Below are 19045 nucleotides of genomic sequence, written 5' to 3' on the forward strand. Positions count from 1 at the left end.
GCGTGTACGGCGGATCGTTGACCGAAATCGGCTCCGGGCGTACGCGATCCGGTCGCCGTGACCCCGTTCCGCACTCACCGGCTTCGTGACTGTGGTATCTCCGGCTCGGACCTCCGGGCGGCGCCGTGCGATCCCGGGCACATGGTCGGCGCGGCCAATCACGAGCGGGTGCACCGGCGTTACGCCCACGGCTCGCGTCAACGGAATCCCATTGACTGGAGAACCACTCCAGTGGGATCTTGCTGGAGCATCACTCCAGTGAGGGGGACGCGCGCCGGCGCGTACACGGAGCAGACGCACGCCTCCACCGCCCCCTGCCGCCCGGTGTACCGGAGATCTCGCCGATCCCGCGTCGCTCACGCGGGCCGTAACGCCGGACATCGAGGCGGTGGTCCACCTCGGCACACCGAGCGGGGACGAAGCCACGGACGCCGCGGCCGTCGACGCTCTGACGGCCCCGCTGAGAGGCACCGGACGCCCCTTCGTCTACACCAGCGGCGTGTGGGTTCTCGGCGCCACCGGTGCCGACCCGGTCACCGAGGACACGCTCGCCGACCCGCCGGTCATCGTGGCGTACCGGCCGCGCATCGAACAGCGGGTGCTCGCCACCGCCGATGACGGTGTGCGAGCCGTCGTGGTCCGGCCGGGCATCGTGCACGGCCGGGGCGGCGGCATCCCGGCCCTTCTGGTGAACCTGGCCCGTGAGCACGGGGAGCCCCGCTTCGCGGGAGAGGAGGACGTCCGTTGGCCGATGGTCCACGTGGACGACCTCGCCGGCCTCTTCGTCCTGGCGGTCGAGCGGGCTCCCGGCGGCACCGTCTGGCACGGTGTCGCCGAAGAGGCGGTTCCCGTACGGGACCTGGCGGCAGCGGCCTGACGGGCCGCCGGCGTCGGTGCCGCGGTGCGTTCGTGGGCCCGCGGCGAGGCGGCCGCGGCCCTCGGCTCCGACTTCGCCGACGCGCTCGCCCTCGACCAGAGCGTCAGCGGCGACGCCGCCCGCAAGCAGCTCGGCTGTAACCCGAGCCGGCCGGGCGCGGTCGACGACCTCCGCAACGGCTCGTACCGCACCTTCGAGGTCTTCGGAGCCCAGGGCGACGTGCGACAGGACGTCGACGCCATCGTCCGGCTCGTCGCGGAGGTCGAACGCGCCCAGCAGTCCGAGCTGGCTGACGCGTTCATGAGCCTCTTCCGCACCCAGGACCCGGTGTGGACCACGGCCCACGGGATGCGCCTGTCGGGGTGGGACGAGATCAGCTCCTTCACGCACAAGGTCCTGCCGGGCGCCATGGCGCACTCCACCGCGTCGTACGACGTCGAACGCGTGCTGTTCGTACGGCCCCGACGTGGCCGCGGTCAACGTGCGGCAGCGGCCCTGTCCGTCACGACGGCAGCCCGATCGACGACCAGCCCGAGGGCCGGCCGCTCTACATCCTGGCGAAGGACGACGGCGTATGGCGCATCGCGGCGGCACAGAACACCCCAGGTAATCCCCGCCGGTTGACGTATCGTCGGCTGCGCGGTCGGGCCGGGTGCGGGGAGTACGACGCCTCCGCCGGCACCCGCGCCCGAACGGCTCGACCGGCGACGACGACGTCCACGACAGGGGGAACCATGCGCGCAGGGGTCTATCTCGCTCATCCACGGCCCGGGAGTTTCAACCACGCCGTGTTCGATGCCGTGGTGGAGGAGCTGCGGGGCCGCGGCTGCGAGGTGCTCGCGCACGACCTGTGCGCCGAGGGGTTCCCGCCCGTGCTCGCCGCGGAGGAGACCGGGACGGTCGCGCCGGCCTCCGCGCCCGTCGATCCGCAGGTGGCCCTGCACCGGGCGGAGGTGGCAACGCTCGACGCCCTGGTCTTCGTCCACCCGAACTGGTGGGGCATGCCCCCGCCGTTCTCACGGGATGGGTGCAGCGCGTCCTGGCGCCGGGCGTGGCGTACAAGCTGGCGACTGCGGAGGGCGAGCCGGCGGGGCTGCTGACCGCCGGCCGCGCTCTCGTGCTGAACACCTCGGACACCCCCGAGGACCGTGAACAGGGCGAGTTCGGGGACCCGTTGGAGCGGATCTGGGCCTCCTGTGTGCTGCCCTACGTCGGCGTCGACGACGTGCGCCGCGTCGTCTTCCGTACAGTCACGGACTCCACCGCCGCCTCCCGCGCCAGGTGGCTGCGGGAGGCGCGCCGGCAGGCCGCCGCACTCCTGGACTGCCTCGCGGCGCCCGAGGCAGCGTCAGGGCGTGAGGAGCTGGTGGAGCAGGGCGTCCGTTGCCCACTGCTGCCAGGCGTCCGGGGACCATCCCCGCTCGTGGACGAGCAGGTGATAGGTCTCGGGCGCCAGGACGGCCAGGGCGATGTCGGCGGCCCTGGCCGCGTCGGTCCCCGGCCGCAGCGCGGCCTTGGCGTCGAGCGCGTCGGCGAACCGGAGCTGCACGATGTGGCGTTGGGAGATGTTGGTACGCCACAGCTCGGCGATCTCCGGATCGGTCGCGGCCGCGGAACGGACGACCTCCAGCAGCGGTGAGACACGCGCCAGGATCCCTGCGGCGGCGGCCACTTGGAGGCGGATCTGTTCGGCGGGGGGCGCGGCCAGCGCCTTGGCGGCCCAGGGGCGGTCGAGTGTCGCGACGGGCTCGGTGTCGCCGGCGATCTCCACGTCGAGGAGTTCGGAGAGGATCGCCCGCTTGGTGGCGAACGTGAAGTAGAGCGTCTGCACCGCCATTCCGGCCCGGTCGGCGATCGCCTTCATGGTGGTCGCCGTATAGCCGTGCGCGGTGAACAGGTCCCGCGCCGCTTCCAGCATGCGTGCACGGTTCGCCGCCGTCCTGGCCAGCCGGGCCCCGGTGTTCTTCGCCGCCGCCATGTGCCGTCCTCCCTTGACTGGATACCGACTCTAGTGGGAATCTCACTGGAGTGACACTCCAGCGAGAGGGATGCCATGCTGCCCGGAACGGGTGCGCCCACGCGCGAACTCCGGTCGCAGGCCGCCCGGGGGCGGACTGCTCGCCTCGCTCGCTCGGCAGCTCGTCCGTTTGCGACGCACCGTCCTGCTGGTGACCTCCCTCGTCGCGATCGCCGCCGGGCTGCTCGGGGCGGGCCTGGAGAAGCATCTGTCCAACGGCGGTTACACCAGCGACTCGTTCGCATCGGTGCGTGCCGACCGAGTCCTGGCCGACCGGTTCCGCGCCGGAGCGCCCAATCTGGTCCTGGTGGTCCGGGCGGACGGCGACCTCGCCCACGGCTCCCCCGCCGACGCGGGACGGGCACTCGTCCGGCGCGTCGCGCAGTCGCCCGGAGTCGTCTTCGCCCAGTCGCCGTGGACCACCGCCGATCCGGCCCTGCGCGCGCCCGACGGCCGCACGGTGGCCGCCTGATCACGGCGGCCGCGCTGATCGTGACCACGGTGCTCGGCGCCATGGCGACCTCGGAGCTGGCCGTCCTCAAGCTGCTCGGTGTGGGACTCGCCCTCGCCGTCCTGGTGGACGCGACGATCGTGCGCGGCCTGCTGGTCCCGGCGGCCATGCGGCTCCTCGGCCACCGGAACTGGTGGGCGCCCGGGCCGCTGCGCCGGCTGCACGCCGCGTCGGTCTGAAGGACGACTGACACCGGACGACACCCGGAGCCGGCTCCACCGGCCGACCGCGAGGACGCCGGCCGCTCCGTTCCAGCCGCCGACAGCCTTTCCGTGGCGGTACGCCTCGAAGACCATCAGAAGGACGCGCGGATCGGCTGCGACGTCCTGCCGGACGACGGCGTCGCCCGCCTTGGCGTCACGGGCGCCGAAGGCGCCGTCCGCGGGGGCAGGGGCTCCGGCCAGGACCAGGGCGTCGAACTCGATGGACCGGGCGGGCGCGAAGGTGCGCTGGACCGCGACCGGGTCCCGGTTCGTAACCCCCATTCCGGGGGGCGAACCGGGCCGGGAGGACTGCGGCTATCCTGCGCCGGTGCCGGTCCGAGGGGACCGGCTCGCACAGCACGACGCGTTCACCCTTGATGCCGTGCCGGTGACCGGTGCGGCAGGAGACGGAGCCCTGATGGACCACCGGCACTTCCAGCGGATCACGGCGTTCGTGGAGGCGCGGCTCACGCCGCTCTTCGACGCCGGGACGGGCAGCACGCACGGCTTCGGGATGGACGACACCTCCCGTGCCCTGCGCGCCCTGCGCGCCACCGTGCTCGCCGCGTCGGCGGTGGAGGGGGTCTTCGAGCAGCGCGACAAGGCGGATGGGGAGATCCGGCACATCGCCGACCAGGCGCTCGCCCACAACTGGGACGTGCTGCGGCGCATCGCGAGGAACTGGGAGGACCACCCGGACTTCCTCCGCGAGTTCAAGCGCGACTCCTGGGAGTTCGACGACGAGCCGGCGACCGCGACCGCCGCGGAGGGCTAGGCCGGGACCTCAGCCGCCGTGGACCTCAGCCGCCGGGGCCGGCCGCCGCCGTGAGGCGGTCAGCGGCCGGCCATCGGCACCAGGCGTGCGGCGGCCTGGGCCCTCGCCGCTTCCAGCAGGGCGAGCAGCACCGACTTGCTGGACTCGCGGTCGCGGACGTCGCACAGGATGACCGGCGTGGTGGGGTCGAGGGCGAGCGCCTCGCGTACCTGCCGGCTCGTGCAGTCCCGCCTGCCGTCGAAACAGTTGACGCCGACCGCGAAGGGGATGTTGCGCTCCTCGAAGAAGTCCACCGAGGCGAAGGAGGCGTCGAGCCGCCGGGTGTCCGCGAGCACCACGGCGCCCAGCGCGCCGAGCGCCAGGTCGTCCCACATGAACCAGAAGCGGTCCTGCCCGGGCGTGCCGAACAGATAGAGCACCAGTTCCGGGGAGACGGTGATCCGGCCGAAGTCCATGGCCACCGTGGTGGCGTACTTGCCCTCCACGCCCGCCAGGTCGTCAATGCCCCGGCTGACCTCGGTGATGCGTTCCTCGGTCTCCAGCGGCGGAACCTCGCTCACGGAGCCCACCATCGTGGTCTTGCCCACGCCGAAGCCGCCCGCGATCAGGATCTTCAGTGCCGTCGGCATGATCGGCTCAGAGCTGGCGGATAGCATCCATCACCCTTTCGATGAGTTCCACGCTCGGTTTGTCCGTCTCCGACGGCGGGGCCTGGACCAGGATCAGCGAGGCGTTGAGCAGGTCCCCGCAGAGGACCTTCACCACGCTCACCGGCAGGTCGAGGTGGGCAGCGATCTCGGCGACGGCCACGGCGCGATCCCGGCACAGTGCCAGGATCTCGGCCGCCTCCGGCTCCAGCGGTTCATGCCCGGCCTCGTCGGGGAAGCGTGTGACGACGAGCGTGATCAGCGCGAAGCTGTGCTGACTGTGCCGGGTGCGCCCGCCGGTGATGGCGTACGGCCGGACATGACGTCCGGCCTGCCCTTCGTCGAACCACGGCGCTTCAGGCATCCTGAATGTGACCGTGGAAGGAGCTCTGCACGCGCGGCGCGGCACTGAGGTACTTGCCGACCTTCTTGACCAGCGTGCCCATCTCGAACGCCATCATGCCGACGTCCACTTCCTCGGAGGCGATGGCCGCCAGCCGCGCTCCGCGGCCCGCGGCGGTGACGAAGAGGAACGCCCTGTCCATCTGGATGACCGTCTGCTGCACCTCACCGCCGTGGAAGTGCCGGGCGGCACCGCGGGCGAGGCTGTGCATCCCCGATCCGACGGCGGACAGGTGCTCGGCGTCGTCCCTGCCGAGGTCCTTCGACTTGCCGATGAGGAGGCCGTCCCCGGACAGCACGATGGCACAGCGGATCTCCGGGATCTGGTCCACGAGGCTGTCCAGCAGCCAGTCCAGCTGAGGAGCGGCTTGTACCTGATCAGTCATTGCTGAATGTTCCCTCACAGTTAGTTGGCGCCGTGGTCGTGCGGGTCAGTCTGACCATCGGCACCAGCCGACTTGTCCGTCTCGGTGATCCGCGCCCGCTTCATCCCCTGCTGGATGGCCATCATGGCGCGGGCCGAGTCACCTGGCGAGAGACCGCCGGTCTCCTCGTCGTCCCGCTCCTGAGCCTGGGCCTCCGCCTGCGCCGCTTCCTTGCGCAACTGCTGCGCGAGGCTCGCTCCCTTGGTCCGCTGGGGCAGGATGCGAGGGGTCGTCAGGGGCTGGGACGGTTCCTGTGCTCGTTCGTAGGCGGCGGGCTCGTAGGCCGCCGACTCGTACCCGGCCCGCTCGTACCCGGCCCGCTCGTACCCCGCGGGCTCGTAGGCCGCCGACTCGTACCGCGCCGGCTCCGGCGGCCTCGCCTCGGGGTCCGGATGCTCCTGGGGAGGCGTCCACTGCGCCGGCATCGGGGGCTGTGCGCCGGCCGAATGAGCTGATGTGGGCGGCAACAGACCTGCACCTCCGTACTCGGGATACCCGTGCTGATCCACGCGCGGCGGCACCGGCACGGTGCCCGCGCCGCCCGCCGGCGCCGAGCCGTTCGTGACCGCGTTGAGCACGACGGTGTCACCGCCGGGCAGGCCGGCCGCGGCCGGCCTGGGGGGCTCCAGCCGCTCCGGCTCGGTCACCGAGGCCGCCGTCTTGAGCTGCTCCAGCAGCGGGGAGTCGTGCTCCTCCAACAGGGCAGTCGGGACGAGCACGATGGCGAGGGTGCCGCCGTAGACGGACTCGCGCAGCTCCACCTTGATCTTGTGACGCTCGGCGAGCCGGGCCACCACGAAGTGTCCGAGGCGGGGGTCCTCGCCCAGCGTCATCATGTCGAGCTTGGGCGGGTGCACCAGGAGGTGGTTGGCGCGGGCGCGGTGCTCCTCCGGCATCCCGAGGCCGTGGTCCTCGATGTGCAGGGCCAGGCCACGGGCGACCTTGGTGGCACTGACGTACACCTGGGTGTCGGGCGGGGAGAAACTCGTGCCGTTCTCGATGAGTTCGGCGAGCAGGTGCGTGACGTCGGCGACGGCACGCCCGGCGAGGGACACCTGCCGGCCCGGGGGCAGGTTCTTCACCTTGACCCGGGTGTACTGCTCCGTCTCCGCCACGGCGCTGCGCATCACGTCGGTGATGGAGACGGGGGCGGTCATGCGGCGGGTGGGCGGGGATCCGCCGAGGATGACGAGGTTCTCCGAGTGCCGCCGCACGCGGGTGGCGAGGTGGTCGACCTTGAAGATGTCCTTCAGCAGGTCCGAGTCCTCGTGCTTGCGCTCGAGGTCGTCCAGCAGGGAGATCAGCCGGTGGATCAGGACCTGCGTGCGGCGGATGAGCTGGGCGAAGACCCTTTCCATGCCCTCGCGGCCGCGGGACTGGTGGGCGACGGTCTCCACGGCGGCGAGCGCCAGCCGGTCGATCGCCGCTTCGAGCCGTCCCAGGTCGTCCTCGGGCAGGTCCGCGGGCGGCACGAGCTCGGCGGGGTCGACCCGCTCGCCTCGTTCGAGCCGGGCGAGGAGCTGGGGCAGCCGGTTGCCCGCCAGGTCCTCGGTCTTGTGGTGCAGCCGGGAGAGCCGGCCGGCCAGCTCCCGCCGTGCGCGCAGGGCCGGGACGCCGACGGCGGCGAGGCCTGCCAGCGTGGCGAGGGAGCCGAGGATCAGGCCCAGCACGAGGTCGTCGGCCTGGTCCGCACTCGAATCCGCCACGTGCGCGAGGGAGTCGGAGTCCAGCTTCTGCAGTCCCTCGACAACGGTGTCGGCGGCCTCCGGCCATTCGCCGGCCGACTTCGGCAGTGCGGTGTCGCGACCGCCCGCGACGGCGTCCTCGATCGTCACCAGCTGCGTCCAGAGCGGCCCTTCGGTGAGCCGCCCGTAGGCGTCGGCCTGACTCGCGGGCAGGTCACCGGTGTTCAGGTCCTCAAGCGCCGCGCGCCGGATCGCGAGGTACTGGCCGAACCGGGCGCGGGTCGCGGCGTCCAGGCGGCCCGAGGGCAGCGCGCCGGCGAGCAGCGCGTCCTCGCGGGAGAGCATCTCCGTGAGCCGTACCAGGGACGACGTGGCCGCGGCCGCGTGGGCGACGCTCCCGTCGTCGGTCCGTGTGGCCGCGGTGACCAGGGCGGTGGCTTCGGCGATGGTGTCCGTGAAATAGGCGAAGGCGTCGTCGTCGCCGAGGGTGCGGTCGTCGATCGCCTTACGGCGGTCGAACAGCGCGTCCAGCGACTCGTTCAGCCGGCCGGCCCGGTCCTTCGACGACGTGGTGTCGAGTCCCTGGGGCGAGGTCCGGCGGTACTCCTGGACGGCGACGTCCGTTCTCCCGCGGACGCTGTCCAGGGCGGTCCGGGCGGCGCTGGTACGGGCGGCCTGCCACGCGGCGGTGAGGCGTCGCTCGTCCTGGAGCCGGGACAGCACGTCGTGCGCGGGACCGGCCGCGGAGGTGACGCGCTCGGCCTCGTCACGCAGGTGTATCTGCTCGTCCACGAGTCCGGTCGCGGTGTACCCCCACACTCCGGCGAGGAGGACCGCCGGCACGGCAAGAGACAGGGCGAACGGCAGTCGGATGGATCTGCGCGGGGAGGACCTGTGACTGGTCCGCCGGTCGCGGGTGCCTGGCATCTGATTCCTCGTACGACAGCGAAACACTGATGGCAGTTAGGGACCGTCCAAATGAATGCTCAAGTACCCCTAGAGCGCGTCGACTTGACAAAAGATCAGCCGCAGTCGGCGGCCGTTGAACCGTACCAGGATCAGGGCACACCGTCACACGTGCGTCCGGTTGTGAAAAGCACTGCGTGCAGGGCCGGTCACAACAGGGCCAGCAGCTTGGGGGTGTAAAGGGCGCTGACGGTCTCAATTCCGGCGACCATGTCGAAGTAGATGGCCGTGAGGTCCTCGTCCCTCTCCACCGCGCGCAGCAGCGCGAGTCGCTGTTCGTGCGGATCCAGTCGGGCGACCGCGAGCGTGGACTCGTAGCCCGGCACGAGGGCGGCGTCCCGGTCCTCGGCGTAGTCCCGGAGCGCTGGGTCGAGCCGGCGGGGGTCGCCGCCGAGCACGTCGCCCACGCGCCGCGCCAGGGCCTCCGCCTGGAGGAAGGCGTCGCTGATCCCGCGGGCGGTGATGGAGTCCTTGTGGTGTCCGGCGTCCCCCACCAGCACCCAGCCGGGGCCGGTGGCCTGCCGGAAGAAGTTCCGCTGGTCGCCCGTGCCGCGCAGGCGCTCCACGCGCCGCTTGCCGTGGAGCCGGTCGTAGAGCGCGGGCGCGGTGGCGCGGATCTGCCCCAGATAGGCGCTGCGGACGTCGGTGCGGACCTCCTCGAACCGGGACTGCGGGAAGTAGGTCAGGACGAGTGTGGCACCGTCGTTGGTGGGTACGGCGGCAACCCAGCTCTGCGGTTTCTCGTACAGTTCGAGGGTGGCCGGAACGTCCTGCCAGTATCCGTAGTAGGCGCAGGTCAGCCGGGGGTCCTGGACGGTGTGGCGCGCGCGGTTGAGCCGGGCGACCGTGGAGCGCATGCCGTCGGCGCCGATCACGAGGCGGGCCCGCTCGGTGAAGGTGCGGCCGCCGTGCTTGCCCTCCACGCCGACGACGCGCCCGGTGTCGTCGTACAGGAGGCCGGTCACGGAGCACCGGTCGCGGAACTCGGCACCGGCGGCGACGGCCGCCTCCACCAGGATCGTGTCGAGGACGTGGCGGCGCGGGGCGTAGCCGGCGCGCTGCCCCTCCACGCCCCGGGCGCAGCCCTCCAGGCGGATGTCGGCCACCTCGTAGACCGCGCGGTCCAGGGGCGGGCAGCCGGTGGCCCGGACGGTGTCCAGCACGCCCCAGCGGGCGAGTGCCGCGACGCCCGGCTGGTGGACGAGGTGGGTCGAGAGGGTGTCGGAGGGGAAGGACGCCCGGTCGAGCACGAGGACCCGGTGGCCCGCGCGCGCGAGCAGCATGGCGGTGGGAGCTCCGGCGCAACGGGCGCCTACCACAATGGCGTCGAACATGTGCATGCCTCACAGACATCGGTGCCGGGTGGGAGCCGCGAGGCCGCCTCGGGGGGCGGACTCGGGCGACAGCTCCGGACGGGGGACGGAAGGCGCCCTCTCGTGAGCGGACGGGGGCGGGGCGGCCGTGGGTCAGGGACCCCGCCCGAGTTCGGCCAACAGGGCGTTCCGGTCGATCTTGCCGTTCGCGTTGAGCGGCAGCTGACCAAGGACGGTGATCCGGCTCGGCAGCATGTACGGCGGCAGCCGGTCGCCCAGCGCCGCGTACAGCCGCTGGGGCACGCAGTCGTCGCCGCTGACCGCGGCCCCGAGCTCCGGCTCGCCGTCGGGGGCCGGGACGGCGAGCACGACAGCGTCGCGCACACCGGGCTGCTCCCTCAGCATCGCCTCGATCTCGCCGAGTTCGATCCGGTGGCCCCGGATCTTGACCTGGTGGTCCGTCCGCCCCAGGTGGACGAGGTGCCCGTCCCGCACGGCGACGCGGTCCCCGGTGCGGTACCAGTGCCGGTCCGGCGGTGGTGCCGCCGCGTCGTCGTGCGGGACGGCTGCACCGGCGTCCCGCGCGGCTGAGCCGTTCTCGAAGGGCACGAACCGTCCGGTGTTGTTGGCCGGTTCGAGGTAGCCGGGGAACCGCTGGGGGCCGCGGACGCACAGTTCGCCGGTGTCGGCCGGCCTGTCGTGCTCGTCCAGCAGCAGCACGTCGAGCGACGGGTGGCAGGTGCCGATCGGCACGGTCCCGTTGGGCGTGGCGGGCCAGTCCGCCACGTCGCGGGGCAGCCGGAAAGCGGTGCAGGAGACGGTGAGTTCGGTCGGGCCGTAGAGCACCTCCAGCGTGCTCCCGGGCGCCGCCGCCTGCCACTCCTCGGCCGCCGCGCGGTGCAGCGGCTCACCGCCGAAGACACTCCAGCGCAGGGTCGGCATGCTGCCGGGCTTCAGGGTGCCCAGCCGTGCGGCGAAGGTGATCAGCGACGGTACGGAGAACCAGTGCGTGAGCCGCTGGGCGTTGATCGTCTTCACCGGTGACATGAGCTGGCTGCGCTGCTGTACGACGAGCGTGCCGCCGGACGCCCAGGCGACGAACAGGTCGTGCACGGAGCCGTCGAAGGTGAGGTCGAAGGTCTGCGACAGCCGGCTGCCCGGCCCGACGTCGTAGCGGGTCGTCAGGTGGTCGAGGTAGGCGGAGAGGTTGCGGTGCAGGATCGGCACTCCCTTGGGGGTGCCCGTCGATCCGGAGGTGAAGATGAGGTAGGCGACGTCGTCGGGGCCGGGTGCCCGGTGCGAGCGCTCGGGCGGCGGCCCCGCCCGCAGGGAGTCCAGCTCCTCGGGTCCCACCACGAGCAGGGGGATTCTCGGGTCGGCGGACTCGGCGCCGGCGGCGTCGGCCAGGGCCAGGTCGAGGCCCGCGGCCTTGACGATGTCGGCGGTACGGGCCCGGGGGTGCTCGGGGTTGAGGGGTACGACGGCCGCGCCGGTGCGCAGGACGGCGAGGTAGCCGGCGTACGCGGTCACCGAGCGGCCGGCCAGCAGCCCCACGCGCCGGGGCGCGTCGCCGCCGTTGGCCGCGACCAGCCGGTCCGCGAGCCGGTCCGCGAGGTCGCGCAGGTCGGCGTAGGTCAGGCGTTCCTCCGCCACCTCCAGGGCGACGCAGTCATGGCCGAAAGCGGTGGCCGAGCGGGCGAACCACTCGTACGCGGTCTGGGGGGTGCTCATGAGGCAGCCGCCTCCAGGGCATGGATCCACGTACGCAGGGCGCCCACGGTGCGCAGGCGGGCGAAGTCCTCGGGATCGACCTCGCGGCCCGTCCTCTTCGACAGCTCCACGATGAGCCGCAGCTTCGCCAGCGAGTCGATGCCGATGTCGGCGAGCGCGGAGTCGTCGTCGAAGGGGACGCGGGCGTGCTCGCGCAGCACCCAGGCGGTGAGGTCCTCGTCCTGCTCCTCCCGCTCGTCACCGAACCAGTACCGCTTGGTCTGCCAGGGGTAGCGGGGCAGCGGGACGAAGCGTCCTTCCTTCCCGAACACCTCGTCCCAGTCCACCGGCAGGCCGGCGAGGTAGCGGTCCGAGGCCGCGGCGAGGGTCTCGGGGATCTCGTCCGGCGGGGTTTCCGCCTCGGTGCGCGCGAGCGCGGCCGCCATCTCCTCGTGGGTCGCCCCGATGACGGCCCGGCGGTGCTCGTGGTGCTGGCGGCGGGTGGCCGCGCTGTAGCAGATGTCGCGGAGGGGGTGGGTGCCGCCCTGGCCGCCGGGAGCGAGGTAGGCGGTGTAGGCGCGGGTCAGGTCGTCGAGCGCGGCGGGCGTACGGGCGGACAGCGCCAGCAGGTAGGGCGTGCCGTCGGCAGCGGCGGCGGGGTCGGCCGGGCGGGGGTCGGCCTGCCGGATCACGACGTGGGCGTTGAGGGCCGAGGAGCCCTGACCGGAGATCCCCGCGACGGCCGGGCGGCCGAGGTCGGGCAGGTCGTGGAGCTTCTGCGGTATCAGCACCGGCAGTTCGTGCCAGGCCACCGCGGGGTTCGCGGTGGTGAGGTGCAGGCTGGGCGGGACCTGTCCGTGCTCGAGGCAGAGCACGGCCTTGATCAGTCCGGCCATGCCGCCGGCGGCTTCCGCGTGGCCGATGTTGCTCTTGACCGAGCCGACGAGCAGGGGCCGGTCGGCGGGCCGGCCCTCCCCGAGCACCTCGCCCAGCGCGCTGATCTCCAGCGGGTCCAGTGCGGGTGAGCCGGCTCCGTGCGCCTCGACGTAGTCGACGTCGGCCGGGTTCACTCCGGCGTCCTCGTACGCCCACCGGAGCGTCTCGACCTGACCCGTCCGGGAGGGGGTCAGCAGCGAGTCGCCGGTGCGGCCGTCGTTGCCGATGGCGCTGCCCTGGATGACGGCGCGGATGCGGTCGCCGTCGGCCAGCGCGTCGGCGAGGGGCTTGAGGACGACGACGGCCACCGCGTCGCTCGGGGCATGGCCGTCGGCGTTCGCGTCGCCGAACTTGCTGCGGCCGTCGGCGGCGAGGGCGCCGGCCTGCGTCATCATGACGCTCTCGTCGGGGCGCAGTGCCAGGTTCACGCCCGCGGCGATCGCCAGGGGACTCTCCCCCGCGCGCAGGCTCTGTACGGCGCTGTGCACGGCGGCCAGGGAGGAGGAGCAGGCGGTGTCCAGCACGACGCTGGGTCCCCGGAGGTCGAGGACGTAGGACAGGCGGGCCGGCAGCAGCGAGCGGTAGTTGTTGAACTGCGACGGTGTGGCGGCCTCCAGTCCCTGACGGAACCTCATCTCCAGGTAGTCGGACCTGGCGTTGCCGACGAACACGCCGGTGCGGCTGCCGGCCAGTTCGTCGGGCCGCCGGCCGGCGTCCTCCAGGGCGTCCCAGGCCGTCATCAGCAGCAGCCGCTGCTGGGGGTCGAGCTCGACCGCCTCGGTGGCGGACATCCCGAAGAACTCCGCGTCGAAGTCCGCCACTCGGTCGACGTAGCCGGCGCGGCGGCTGCCGACCGTACCGGGTTGCGGGCGGGCCGAGTAGAGGGCGTCGACGTCGTAACGTTCAGGTGGGGTCTCGCTGGTGACGTCCATACCATCACGCAGCAGTTCCCACAGCTCGTCGGTCCCCGACGCGCCGGGGAGCCGGCAGGCCATGCCGATCACCGCCACCGACCGTGCGTCCACGTCCGACCTGTTCATCAGAACACTCCTTCGTTGCTTCCCGATGTCCTTGCGAGGGAGATGTTGTTACGTCGTTCCGGGGGCTCCCGTAGGCAGCGGGCACTTCAGCGCGGCCGGGCCGCCGTGGCGCGGAAGGTCCCGCATCCAGCCGCGGGGCCGGTCGCACGGGGCAGCCGGCCTGACGTCGTGGTGTCGGGCCTGCGGGCACCGGAGTCCTTCACCTGTTGCGGTGACTCACGGACAGGCGCAACCACCGCCCTGCGGTGGCGAGGACCGCGCCGAGCACGCGGCCGTGGAGTGTTCCTGGGTGACGTTGTGCACAGCCGTGATGTTGTGCACGGCACCATGACCGACCGGGCGCGCTCGCCCGCGCCTGGGGCGGCAGTGAGCCCACAGCCCGAACCGCACGTGACCCACCGCTCTATTCCCCTCCCTGCGATCGCCTGGCACGCCGACCGCATGTTTACCCACCGCATGATTGTCATATGTCAAACCGCTTCGGCTCGTTCCGGTTCATGGATTGGCGGGAAGTGATCGACCACAGGGGGAACCTTGCCCGGTTTGGACAGAAATCACGGTCGGCCTGGCCATGGAGCCGCTGCTGGCCTACGGCATCGGACGTGCGGGGCAACCGTCCCGGCGTGTCAAGTGAGACAGAAAATGATTCCGGTGCGTGCGATGCGGAGGGCCGGGATCTGATTACATCTGCCGCATGGATCCCCTGACATCCGATCAGAACGGTCGTGCCGCCGAGCAGCGCAAGCTCCGGCTCCAGGTTCTGGGCCTCAACAGCGTCGAGGCGGAAGCGACGTTCGACCGAGTGGCCCGACTTGCCGCCGCCTTCACCCAGGCTCCCCTCGCCATGGTCAACTTCATCAACGACGAGCGGCAGATGTTCCGCGGCATGTACGTCCCGCCGTCCTCCCCCGACGACCACGCGGCCGGCGAGGGCCGCGGCATCGTCTTCGACCTCAGCGACATCGCCCGCGAAGCACCCAACGACTACGGCTTCTGCCCCCACGTGGTGGCCCAGGGATCGCAACTGGCCCTGGACGACGTGTTCGACTACCCGAGGTTCCGCGGCAACCCTCTGGTCAACGACATGGGAGTGCGCTCCTACCTCGGCACGCCGCTGCGGGACCACACCGGCATGATCCTCGGCACCGTGTGCGTGGCCGACATGGTGGCCCGCACCTGGGACCGCAACCTCAAGGAGGGTATGCAGGAACTCACCCAGACCCTCCTGTCCGAGTTCCGGCTGCGCGACAGTCTGCTCGCCCAACAGCAGGAGCTGTTCGCCGTGTTCGACGGCGCCCCCTTCCCGATCATGCTCACCGAGGGGCCGGAACACCTGCTGCGCTACGCCAACGGCAAGCAGGGCGCCGCCTTCGGCATGGTCCCCCAGTTCAGCCCGGGCCGGCACGTGCTGACGGGACTTGACGCCGTCGGTGTCTTCAACGCGATGGACGAGGCCTTCCACACCGGCCGGACCACCACGCTCCCCCACGCGTCCATCACCACCTACGACTCCCGCGGGCCGCAGGACTTCAGCTTCCTGTGCACTCCGGTGCGCACCTCGCCCCAGGCGCCGATCAGCGGTGTCCTGACGGTGGCCATGAACGCCCAGCAGCCGTACCCGGGCGCCGAGCAGCAGGTGTTCGCGGCCAACGTCCAGGAGCGGTTCGAGCAGCTCGGCGCGGCCGGCTTCGGCGGTCCGATCCCCGGGCAGCAGGGCGGAGGCGCCCCCTACCCACGGTGAGCCCCGGCCGTCGCGCGCCGGTTCCCGGTCTCTTCGACGGCCGGGAACGGACTTCTGTGTCCGTATGCGCCCGGGCTCACGGCTGCCGGGCGTGGGCGCCCGGCGTGCAGCCGAAGGCGCGGCGGAAGACGTCGATGAACGCGCTGGCGGACGCCACCCGCAACGATGGGCGACCGAGGTCACCGGCACGTCGTCGGCCGGCATCCGAAGGGCGTGGTAGAGCCGCAGCTGGGTGTGCCACTGCGGGAAGGTCATGCCGAGTTCGCGGCGGAAGAGCCGGCTGAGGGTGCGCTCACCGGCTCCCACCGCGACTCCCAGAGCGGCCAGCGTGCGCGGGTCCGCCGGGTCGTCGTGCAGGAGGCCGCAGACGGCCACGAGGCGGGGGTCGGTGGGAGTGGGCAGCTGGACGGGCTGCTGCGGCGAGGCGCGCAGCTGGTCGAGGACGACCGCACGCAGCCGCCGGCGCTCGGGAGTGTCGGCCTGGGGGCCGCGGGTCCACGCGAGGATCAGCTCCCGCAGCAAGGGGCTGACGGTCAGCACACCGGGCGTGTGCAGGCCGGGCGGGTTGGTACGGGCGGGCAGCCCCAGCAGATGCAACTCCAGGTGCCCGTACGCACGGTGGGCGTGCACGCAGCCCGCGGGGACCCAGATGGCATGGGTGCCGGGGGAGAACCACGTCCCGGCGTCGGTGGTGACGGCCACGACTCCACTGCCCGCGTAGACGATCTGGTGGTCGTCGTGACGATGGGACGCGGTGGCCGCGCTGGTGGCGTATTTCGTCTCCGAGCGGTCCTCCACCTATGCCGCCGCATCCGGCCTCGTCCTGGCCGCCTCCCTGCTGTCCTCGGTGGTGCAGCCGTTGTTCGGGGCACTCACCGACCGGCGGAACATGCCGTGGCTGCTGCCGGTGAGCACGGTGGTGGGCGGTGCGGGCGTGGCGCTCGCCGGGGTGGGCGGCTCGTACGCTCTCAGCCTGGCGGCGGTCGCGCTGTCCGGGATCGGCGTGGCCGCCTGTCACCCGCAGGCCGCCCGTACCGCACACGCCGCGAGCCGCGGCAGTCACGCCGCGATGGGCTGGTTCTCACTCGGCGGCAACCTCGGCTTCGCCGCGGCGCCCTTCGCGGTGGCCGCCGTCGTCGCCACCGGCGGGCTGCGCGCCTCGCCCCTGCTGATCGTCCCGGCTCTGGCCGGCGCCGTGCTGTGCCTCGCCGCCCTGCGGCCGGTCGCGGAGCCCGGTCCGCCGGCCGCCGGATCCGCCAACAGGCTGCGGCTGACGGACGACTGGCGGTCCTTCAGCAGGCTCTCCGGTGCCGTCGTGTGCCGCTCGGCCGTCTTCGTCGGGCTGAGCACGTTCATCGCGGTGTACGTGCGCGAGCGCACCGCGGGCGGTGAACTGGCGGGCCCCGCGGCGCTGTTCCTTCGTGCCGTTCTCGCTGCACATCACCCCGGCCAGGACTACCTGCCCGGACGGGCCGGCACGGCCGCCGGGGTCACCCTGGGCCTGGCCGTGAGCGTCGGCGGCATCGCGAGCCCGGTGATCGGCGCACTCGCCGACGCCACCTCGCTGCGCACCGCCCTCGTACCGCTGATCGCGCTGCCGCGCTCGGCGCACTCCTGCTGCGCCGCTGCGCGAGCCCGGGACCACCGGCGCCGCGACGGCGTCGCGGCAGCGGCTTCCGCGGTCATGACCTGGGCGGATGGCGGTCCGTGACCGTTCGAGGTGCGCGGCCCACGGTCCGCTGTTTCGCTGGTCCGGCCCGCTCTTCCCGTTCACAGAGGAGTGATCATGAGCGCAGCAGACAAGTCCCGTGGCAATGAGCAGCAACTGCGTCGGCAGGTCCGCGAGATCGAGCAGGCCGCCGAGCGCGCGACCGACCCGCAGGAGCGTCAGCGCCTGCAGGAGAAGGCACGCCGACTGCGCGAGCAGGCCGGCGGGCGCGAGGAACGGAGTCCGAGGGACCTCGATCCCATGATGTGAGCCTGTCACGGGCCTGCCTGCGGCGGCCTGCGCGTGTCCCTCGGATGCGTGTGATCGCCGCCGCGGCAACAACAGGGGCCGGGTGCCGCTTCGGCGGCGTCCGGCCCCCGTCGCCGTCGGGGCGGCCGTCGAGGCCCGCACTCGCGACCGGTGAGGGAGGGGGCGGGTGGCTGGCCGCGTTCAGCGCTGGTAGAGGCCGACGAGGCTGCCGCTCGACAGCGCCTGCTGGTCCACCGCGGCGTGCACGTCGCGGGCCGTCGCGTTGCCGGGCAGGGACACCGCGTCGGGAAGCGCGTAGAGCCGGAAGAAATAGCGGTGGGCCTTGTCGCCGGCGGGCGGCCGGGGCCCGCCCCAGCCGGGCCCACCCCAGCCGGTCGGCCGCTCCTGCCCGCCCGGAGGCGTCTGTCCGGCCTGGACGCCCCCGCTCGTGGGGTCGATGCCCGTCACGAGCCAGTGCACGAAGGTCCCTGAGGGCGCGTCGGGGTCCTCGCACAACAGCAGCAGTTCGGCGGTGCGGTCCGGGACCCCGGACCACGACAGGTCGGGCGAGACGTTGTCACCGTCCTTGGCGCAGCGGCGCGGGATGTACGCACCGTCGTCGAAGGCGGCACTCCTGAGTTCGATTCCAGCCATGGAAGCGTCGTACCCGGTTGCCGCGCGGCTCTGCGGGACGGCCGTCGATATGCACGCGACTGGCGCAGCGACGGCCTCGTGCACGGGCCCGTGATCTCGGGGCTGCCGGCCGGGCCCGACGGTTCACGCGGCCGCCAGCGCGTCGATCAGATCGTCGCGCGTCATGGCGGAACGGCCGGCGATGTGGGCCGCCGTCGCCTTCTTGTACAGCTCCGCCTTGGACAGGTCCTTCAGCGACGCCCTGCCCGCGGTGCCCGACCGGGCACGCTTCGTCGCCGGCTGCTTCTTCCCGGCCGTCGCCTGCCGCGCGCCCCGCGAGGCCGCCTTGCCTCCGGCGCGCTTGGGGCCGCGGGCGCGCTCGACGCTTGCGCGCAGCGCGTCCATCAGGTCGACGACGTTCGTGGCCTTCGCCGGCGGCTGTGCCTTCTCCACGCTCTCGCCGGCCTGTTTGGCCTTGATCAGGGCGGCGACCTTCTCCTGGTACGTGTCGTGGAAGGCGGCCGGGTCCCAGTCGGTGCTGAGCGCCTCGATCAGCTGCTCGGCCATGCGCAGTTCCTTGACGGACGCCTTGCCCGGCCCCGGCAGCTGCGGGATCTCGTGCCGCGGGTCCCGGATCTCGTCGGCCCAGTGCAGGGTGTGGCAGGTCAGCAGCCCCTTCTCGGACTTTACCGCGACGAGGTACGCGCGCCGGCGCATCACGAAGGTCGCGATCCCGGCCCGGTTCGACCGCGCCAGCGCCTGTTCCAGCAGCCGGTAGACCTGGCCGTACTCCTTGCCCCTCGGGCCCAGGTAGTACGTCGTGTCGAAGAAGATCGGATCGATATCGTCCAGGTCCACGAACCCGCTGATCTCCAGCGCGCGCGAGCGGCCCGGAGCGATCTCGTCCAACTCGGCGGGTTTTACGAGGACATACTCGTCGCCGACGTCGTAGCCCTTGACGATGTCCGCGAGCTCGACCTCCTTCCCGGTGCGCTCGTTGACCCGCCGGTTCCTGATCCGGTCCGAGGTGCCGCGCTGCAGCTGGTGGAAGTGGATCGTGTGGCTGTCGGTCGCCGTGTAGAGACCGATCGGCACACTCACCAGTCCGAAGGAAAGGACCCCCGACCACACGGGGCGGGCCATCGCCACCACCTCCCACTGCGCCGTTGCCACCTCGCGGTTACCCGCCCTCGGCGATCACATCCCT

The 19045-nt window shown here is 72.2% G+C and carries 17 protein-coding genes and 4 pseudogenes; 9 read left to right on the top strand and 12 right to left on the bottom strand.

Translation table 11 applies throughout. The annotated features are described in order from the left end of the window. Positions 1-367 precede the first annotated feature (367 nt). From ACLB9X_RS08870 to ACLB9X_RS08880, 3 genes and pseudogenes are all read left to right on the top strand, one after another. Positions 368-877, top strand: a pseudogene (locus ACLB9X_RS08870) (NAD-dependent epimerase/dehydratase family protein); the annotation flags it as partial. A 24-nt stretch (positions 878-901) separates the two neighbouring features. Beyond that, complete coding sequence (locus ACLB9X_RS08875; protein WP_410359708.1) at positions 902-1501, top strand: SgcJ/EcaC family oxidoreductase; 600 nt, start codon at positions 902-904, stop codon at positions 1499-1501. 110 nt (positions 1502-1611) lie between these two features. After that, positions 1612-2117, top strand: a pseudogene (locus tag ACLB9X_RS08880) (NAD(P)H-dependent oxidoreductase); the annotation flags it as partial. A 108-nt stretch (positions 2118-2225) separates the two neighbouring features. Here the strand turns inward: ACLB9X_RS08880 and ACLB9X_RS08885 are convergent. Continuing rightward, positions 2226-2855, bottom strand: a complete 630-nt coding sequence (locus ACLB9X_RS08885) for a TetR/AcrR family transcriptional regulator (RefSeq protein WP_410359709.1) — start codon at positions 2853-2855, stop codon at positions 2226-2228. A 169-nt stretch (positions 2856-3024) separates the two neighbouring features. On the opposite strand from ACLB9X_RS08885, the gene ACLB9X_RS08890 reads away from it, so the two are divergent. Both ACLB9X_RS08890 and ACLB9X_RS08895 read left to right on the top strand, forming a co-directional pair. Beyond that, on the top strand, positions 3025-3366 hold the full coding sequence (locus tag ACLB9X_RS08890; RefSeq protein ID WP_410359710.1) for a hypothetical protein: 342 nt from the start codon (positions 3025-3027) through the stop codon (positions 3364-3366). A 20-nt stretch (positions 3367-3386) separates the two neighbouring features. Next, positions 3387-3584: an MMPL family transporter gene (locus ACLB9X_RS08895; RefSeq protein ID WP_410359711.1), complete on the top strand. Its 198-nt coding sequence runs from the start codon at positions 3387-3389 to the stop codon at positions 3582-3584. 42 nt (positions 3585-3626) lie between these two features. Here the strand turns inward: ACLB9X_RS08895 and ACLB9X_RS08900 are convergent. Then, a pseudogene (locus ACLB9X_RS08900) lies at positions 3627-3872 on the bottom strand (catalase HPII); the annotation flags it as partial. A gap of 64 nt (positions 3873-3936) precedes the next feature. Here ACLB9X_RS08900 and ACLB9X_RS08905 point away from each other — a divergent pair. After that, positions 3937-4383, top strand: coding sequence for a hypothetical protein (locus ACLB9X_RS08905; protein WP_410359712.1), 447 nt, complete (start codon positions 3937-3939; stop codon positions 4381-4383). A gap of 59 nt (positions 4384-4442) precedes the next feature. On the opposite strand, the gene ACLB9X_RS08910 is transcribed toward ACLB9X_RS08905, so the two are convergent. The 7 genes from ACLB9X_RS08910 to ACLB9X_RS08940 all read right to left on the bottom strand — a co-directional run bounded on the left by ACLB9X_RS08910 (position 4443) and on the right by ACLB9X_RS08940 (position 13507). Beyond that, positions 4443-5039 (bottom strand): GTP-binding protein, encoded by a 597-nt coding sequence (locus ACLB9X_RS08910; RefSeq protein ID WP_410359713.1) that lies wholly within the window; start codon positions 5037-5039, stop codon positions 4443-4445. Further along, positions 5020-5394 (bottom strand): DUF742 domain-containing protein, encoded by a 375-nt coding sequence (locus tag ACLB9X_RS08915; protein WP_410359714.1) that lies wholly within the window; start codon positions 5392-5394, stop codon positions 5020-5022. Before ACLB9X_RS08915 ends, ACLB9X_RS08910 begins: the two co-directional genes overlap by 20 nt. Then, the gene (locus ACLB9X_RS08920; RefSeq protein ID WP_410359715.1) at positions 5387-5818 is read right to left on the bottom strand and encodes a roadblock/LC7 domain-containing protein; all 432 of its coding nucleotides are present in this window, start codon (positions 5816-5818) and stop codon (positions 5387-5389) included. Before ACLB9X_RS08920 ends, ACLB9X_RS08915 begins: the two co-directional genes overlap by 8 nt. Positions 5819-5838: 20 nt before the next feature. Beyond that, positions 5839-8469: a nitrate- and nitrite sensing domain-containing protein gene (locus tag ACLB9X_RS08925; protein ID WP_410359716.1), complete on the bottom strand. Its 2631-nt coding sequence runs from the start codon at positions 8467-8469 to the stop codon at positions 5839-5841. Positions 8470-8657: 188 nt separating this feature from the next. Beyond that, positions 8658-9848 (bottom strand): FAD-dependent oxidoreductase, encoded by a 1191-nt coding sequence (locus tag ACLB9X_RS08930; RefSeq protein WP_410359717.1) that lies wholly within the window; start codon positions 9846-9848, stop codon positions 8658-8660. Between the two features lie 126 nt (positions 9849-9974). After that, positions 9975-11552, bottom strand: coding sequence for an amino acid adenylation domain-containing protein (locus ACLB9X_RS08935; RefSeq protein WP_410359718.1), 1578 nt, complete (start codon positions 11550-11552; stop codon positions 9975-9977). Next, positions 11549-13507 carry a beta-ketoacyl synthase N-terminal-like domain-containing protein gene (locus ACLB9X_RS08940; protein ID WP_410359719.1) on the bottom strand — a complete coding sequence of 653 codons (1959 nt, stop codon included), beginning with the start codon at positions 13505-13507 and terminating at the stop codon, positions 11549-11551. The genes ACLB9X_RS08935 and ACLB9X_RS08940 overlap by 4 nt, the downstream gene beginning before the upstream one ends. A gap of 694 nt (positions 13508-14201) precedes the next feature. Between ACLB9X_RS08940 and ACLB9X_RS08945 the strand changes: the two genes are divergently transcribed. Then, entirely contained in the window at positions 14202-15248 is a 1047-nt protein-coding gene (locus ACLB9X_RS08945) for a GAF domain-containing protein (RefSeq protein WP_410359720.1), read from the top strand. A gap of 76 nt (positions 15249-15324) precedes the next feature. Here the strand turns inward: ACLB9X_RS08945 and ACLB9X_RS08950 are convergent. Continuing rightward, a pseudogene (locus ACLB9X_RS08950) lies at positions 15325-16046 on the bottom strand (AraC family transcriptional regulator). On the opposite strand from ACLB9X_RS08950, the gene ACLB9X_RS08955 reads away from it, so the two are divergent. Together ACLB9X_RS08955 and ACLB9X_RS08960 are read left to right on the top strand one after the other, a co-directional pair. Continuing rightward, positions 16003-16959, top strand: coding sequence for an MFS transporter (locus ACLB9X_RS08955; RefSeq protein ID WP_410359721.1), 957 nt, complete (start codon positions 16003-16005; stop codon positions 16957-16959). The pseudogene ACLB9X_RS08950 and the gene ACLB9X_RS08955 overlap by 44 nt on opposite strands. Positions 16960-17034: 75 nt before the next feature. After that, entirely contained in the window at positions 17035-17226 is a 192-nt protein-coding gene (locus ACLB9X_RS08960; RefSeq protein ID WP_410359722.1) for a DUF6381 family protein, read from the top strand. A gap of 180 nt (positions 17227-17406) precedes the next feature. Here the strand turns inward: ACLB9X_RS08960 and ACLB9X_RS08965 are convergent, their stop codons facing one another. Both ACLB9X_RS08965 and ACLB9X_RS08970 read right to left on the bottom strand, forming a co-directional pair. Then, positions 17407-17859, bottom strand: coding sequence for a YbhB/YbcL family Raf kinase inhibitor-like protein (locus tag ACLB9X_RS08965; protein ID WP_410359723.1), 453 nt, complete (start codon positions 17857-17859; stop codon positions 17407-17409). A 123-nt stretch (positions 17860-17982) separates the two neighbouring features. Beyond that, positions 17983-18981 (bottom strand): Ku protein, encoded by a 999-nt coding sequence (locus ACLB9X_RS08970; protein ID WP_410359724.1) that lies wholly within the window; start codon positions 18979-18981, stop codon positions 17983-17985. Positions 18982-19045: the final 64 nt, after the last annotated feature.

This window comes from Streptomyces sp. 5K101 (assembly GCF_046506645.1).
In the GTDB taxonomy this organism is placed as follows: Bacteria; Actinomycetota; Actinomycetes; order Streptomycetales; family Streptomycetaceae; genus Streptomyces.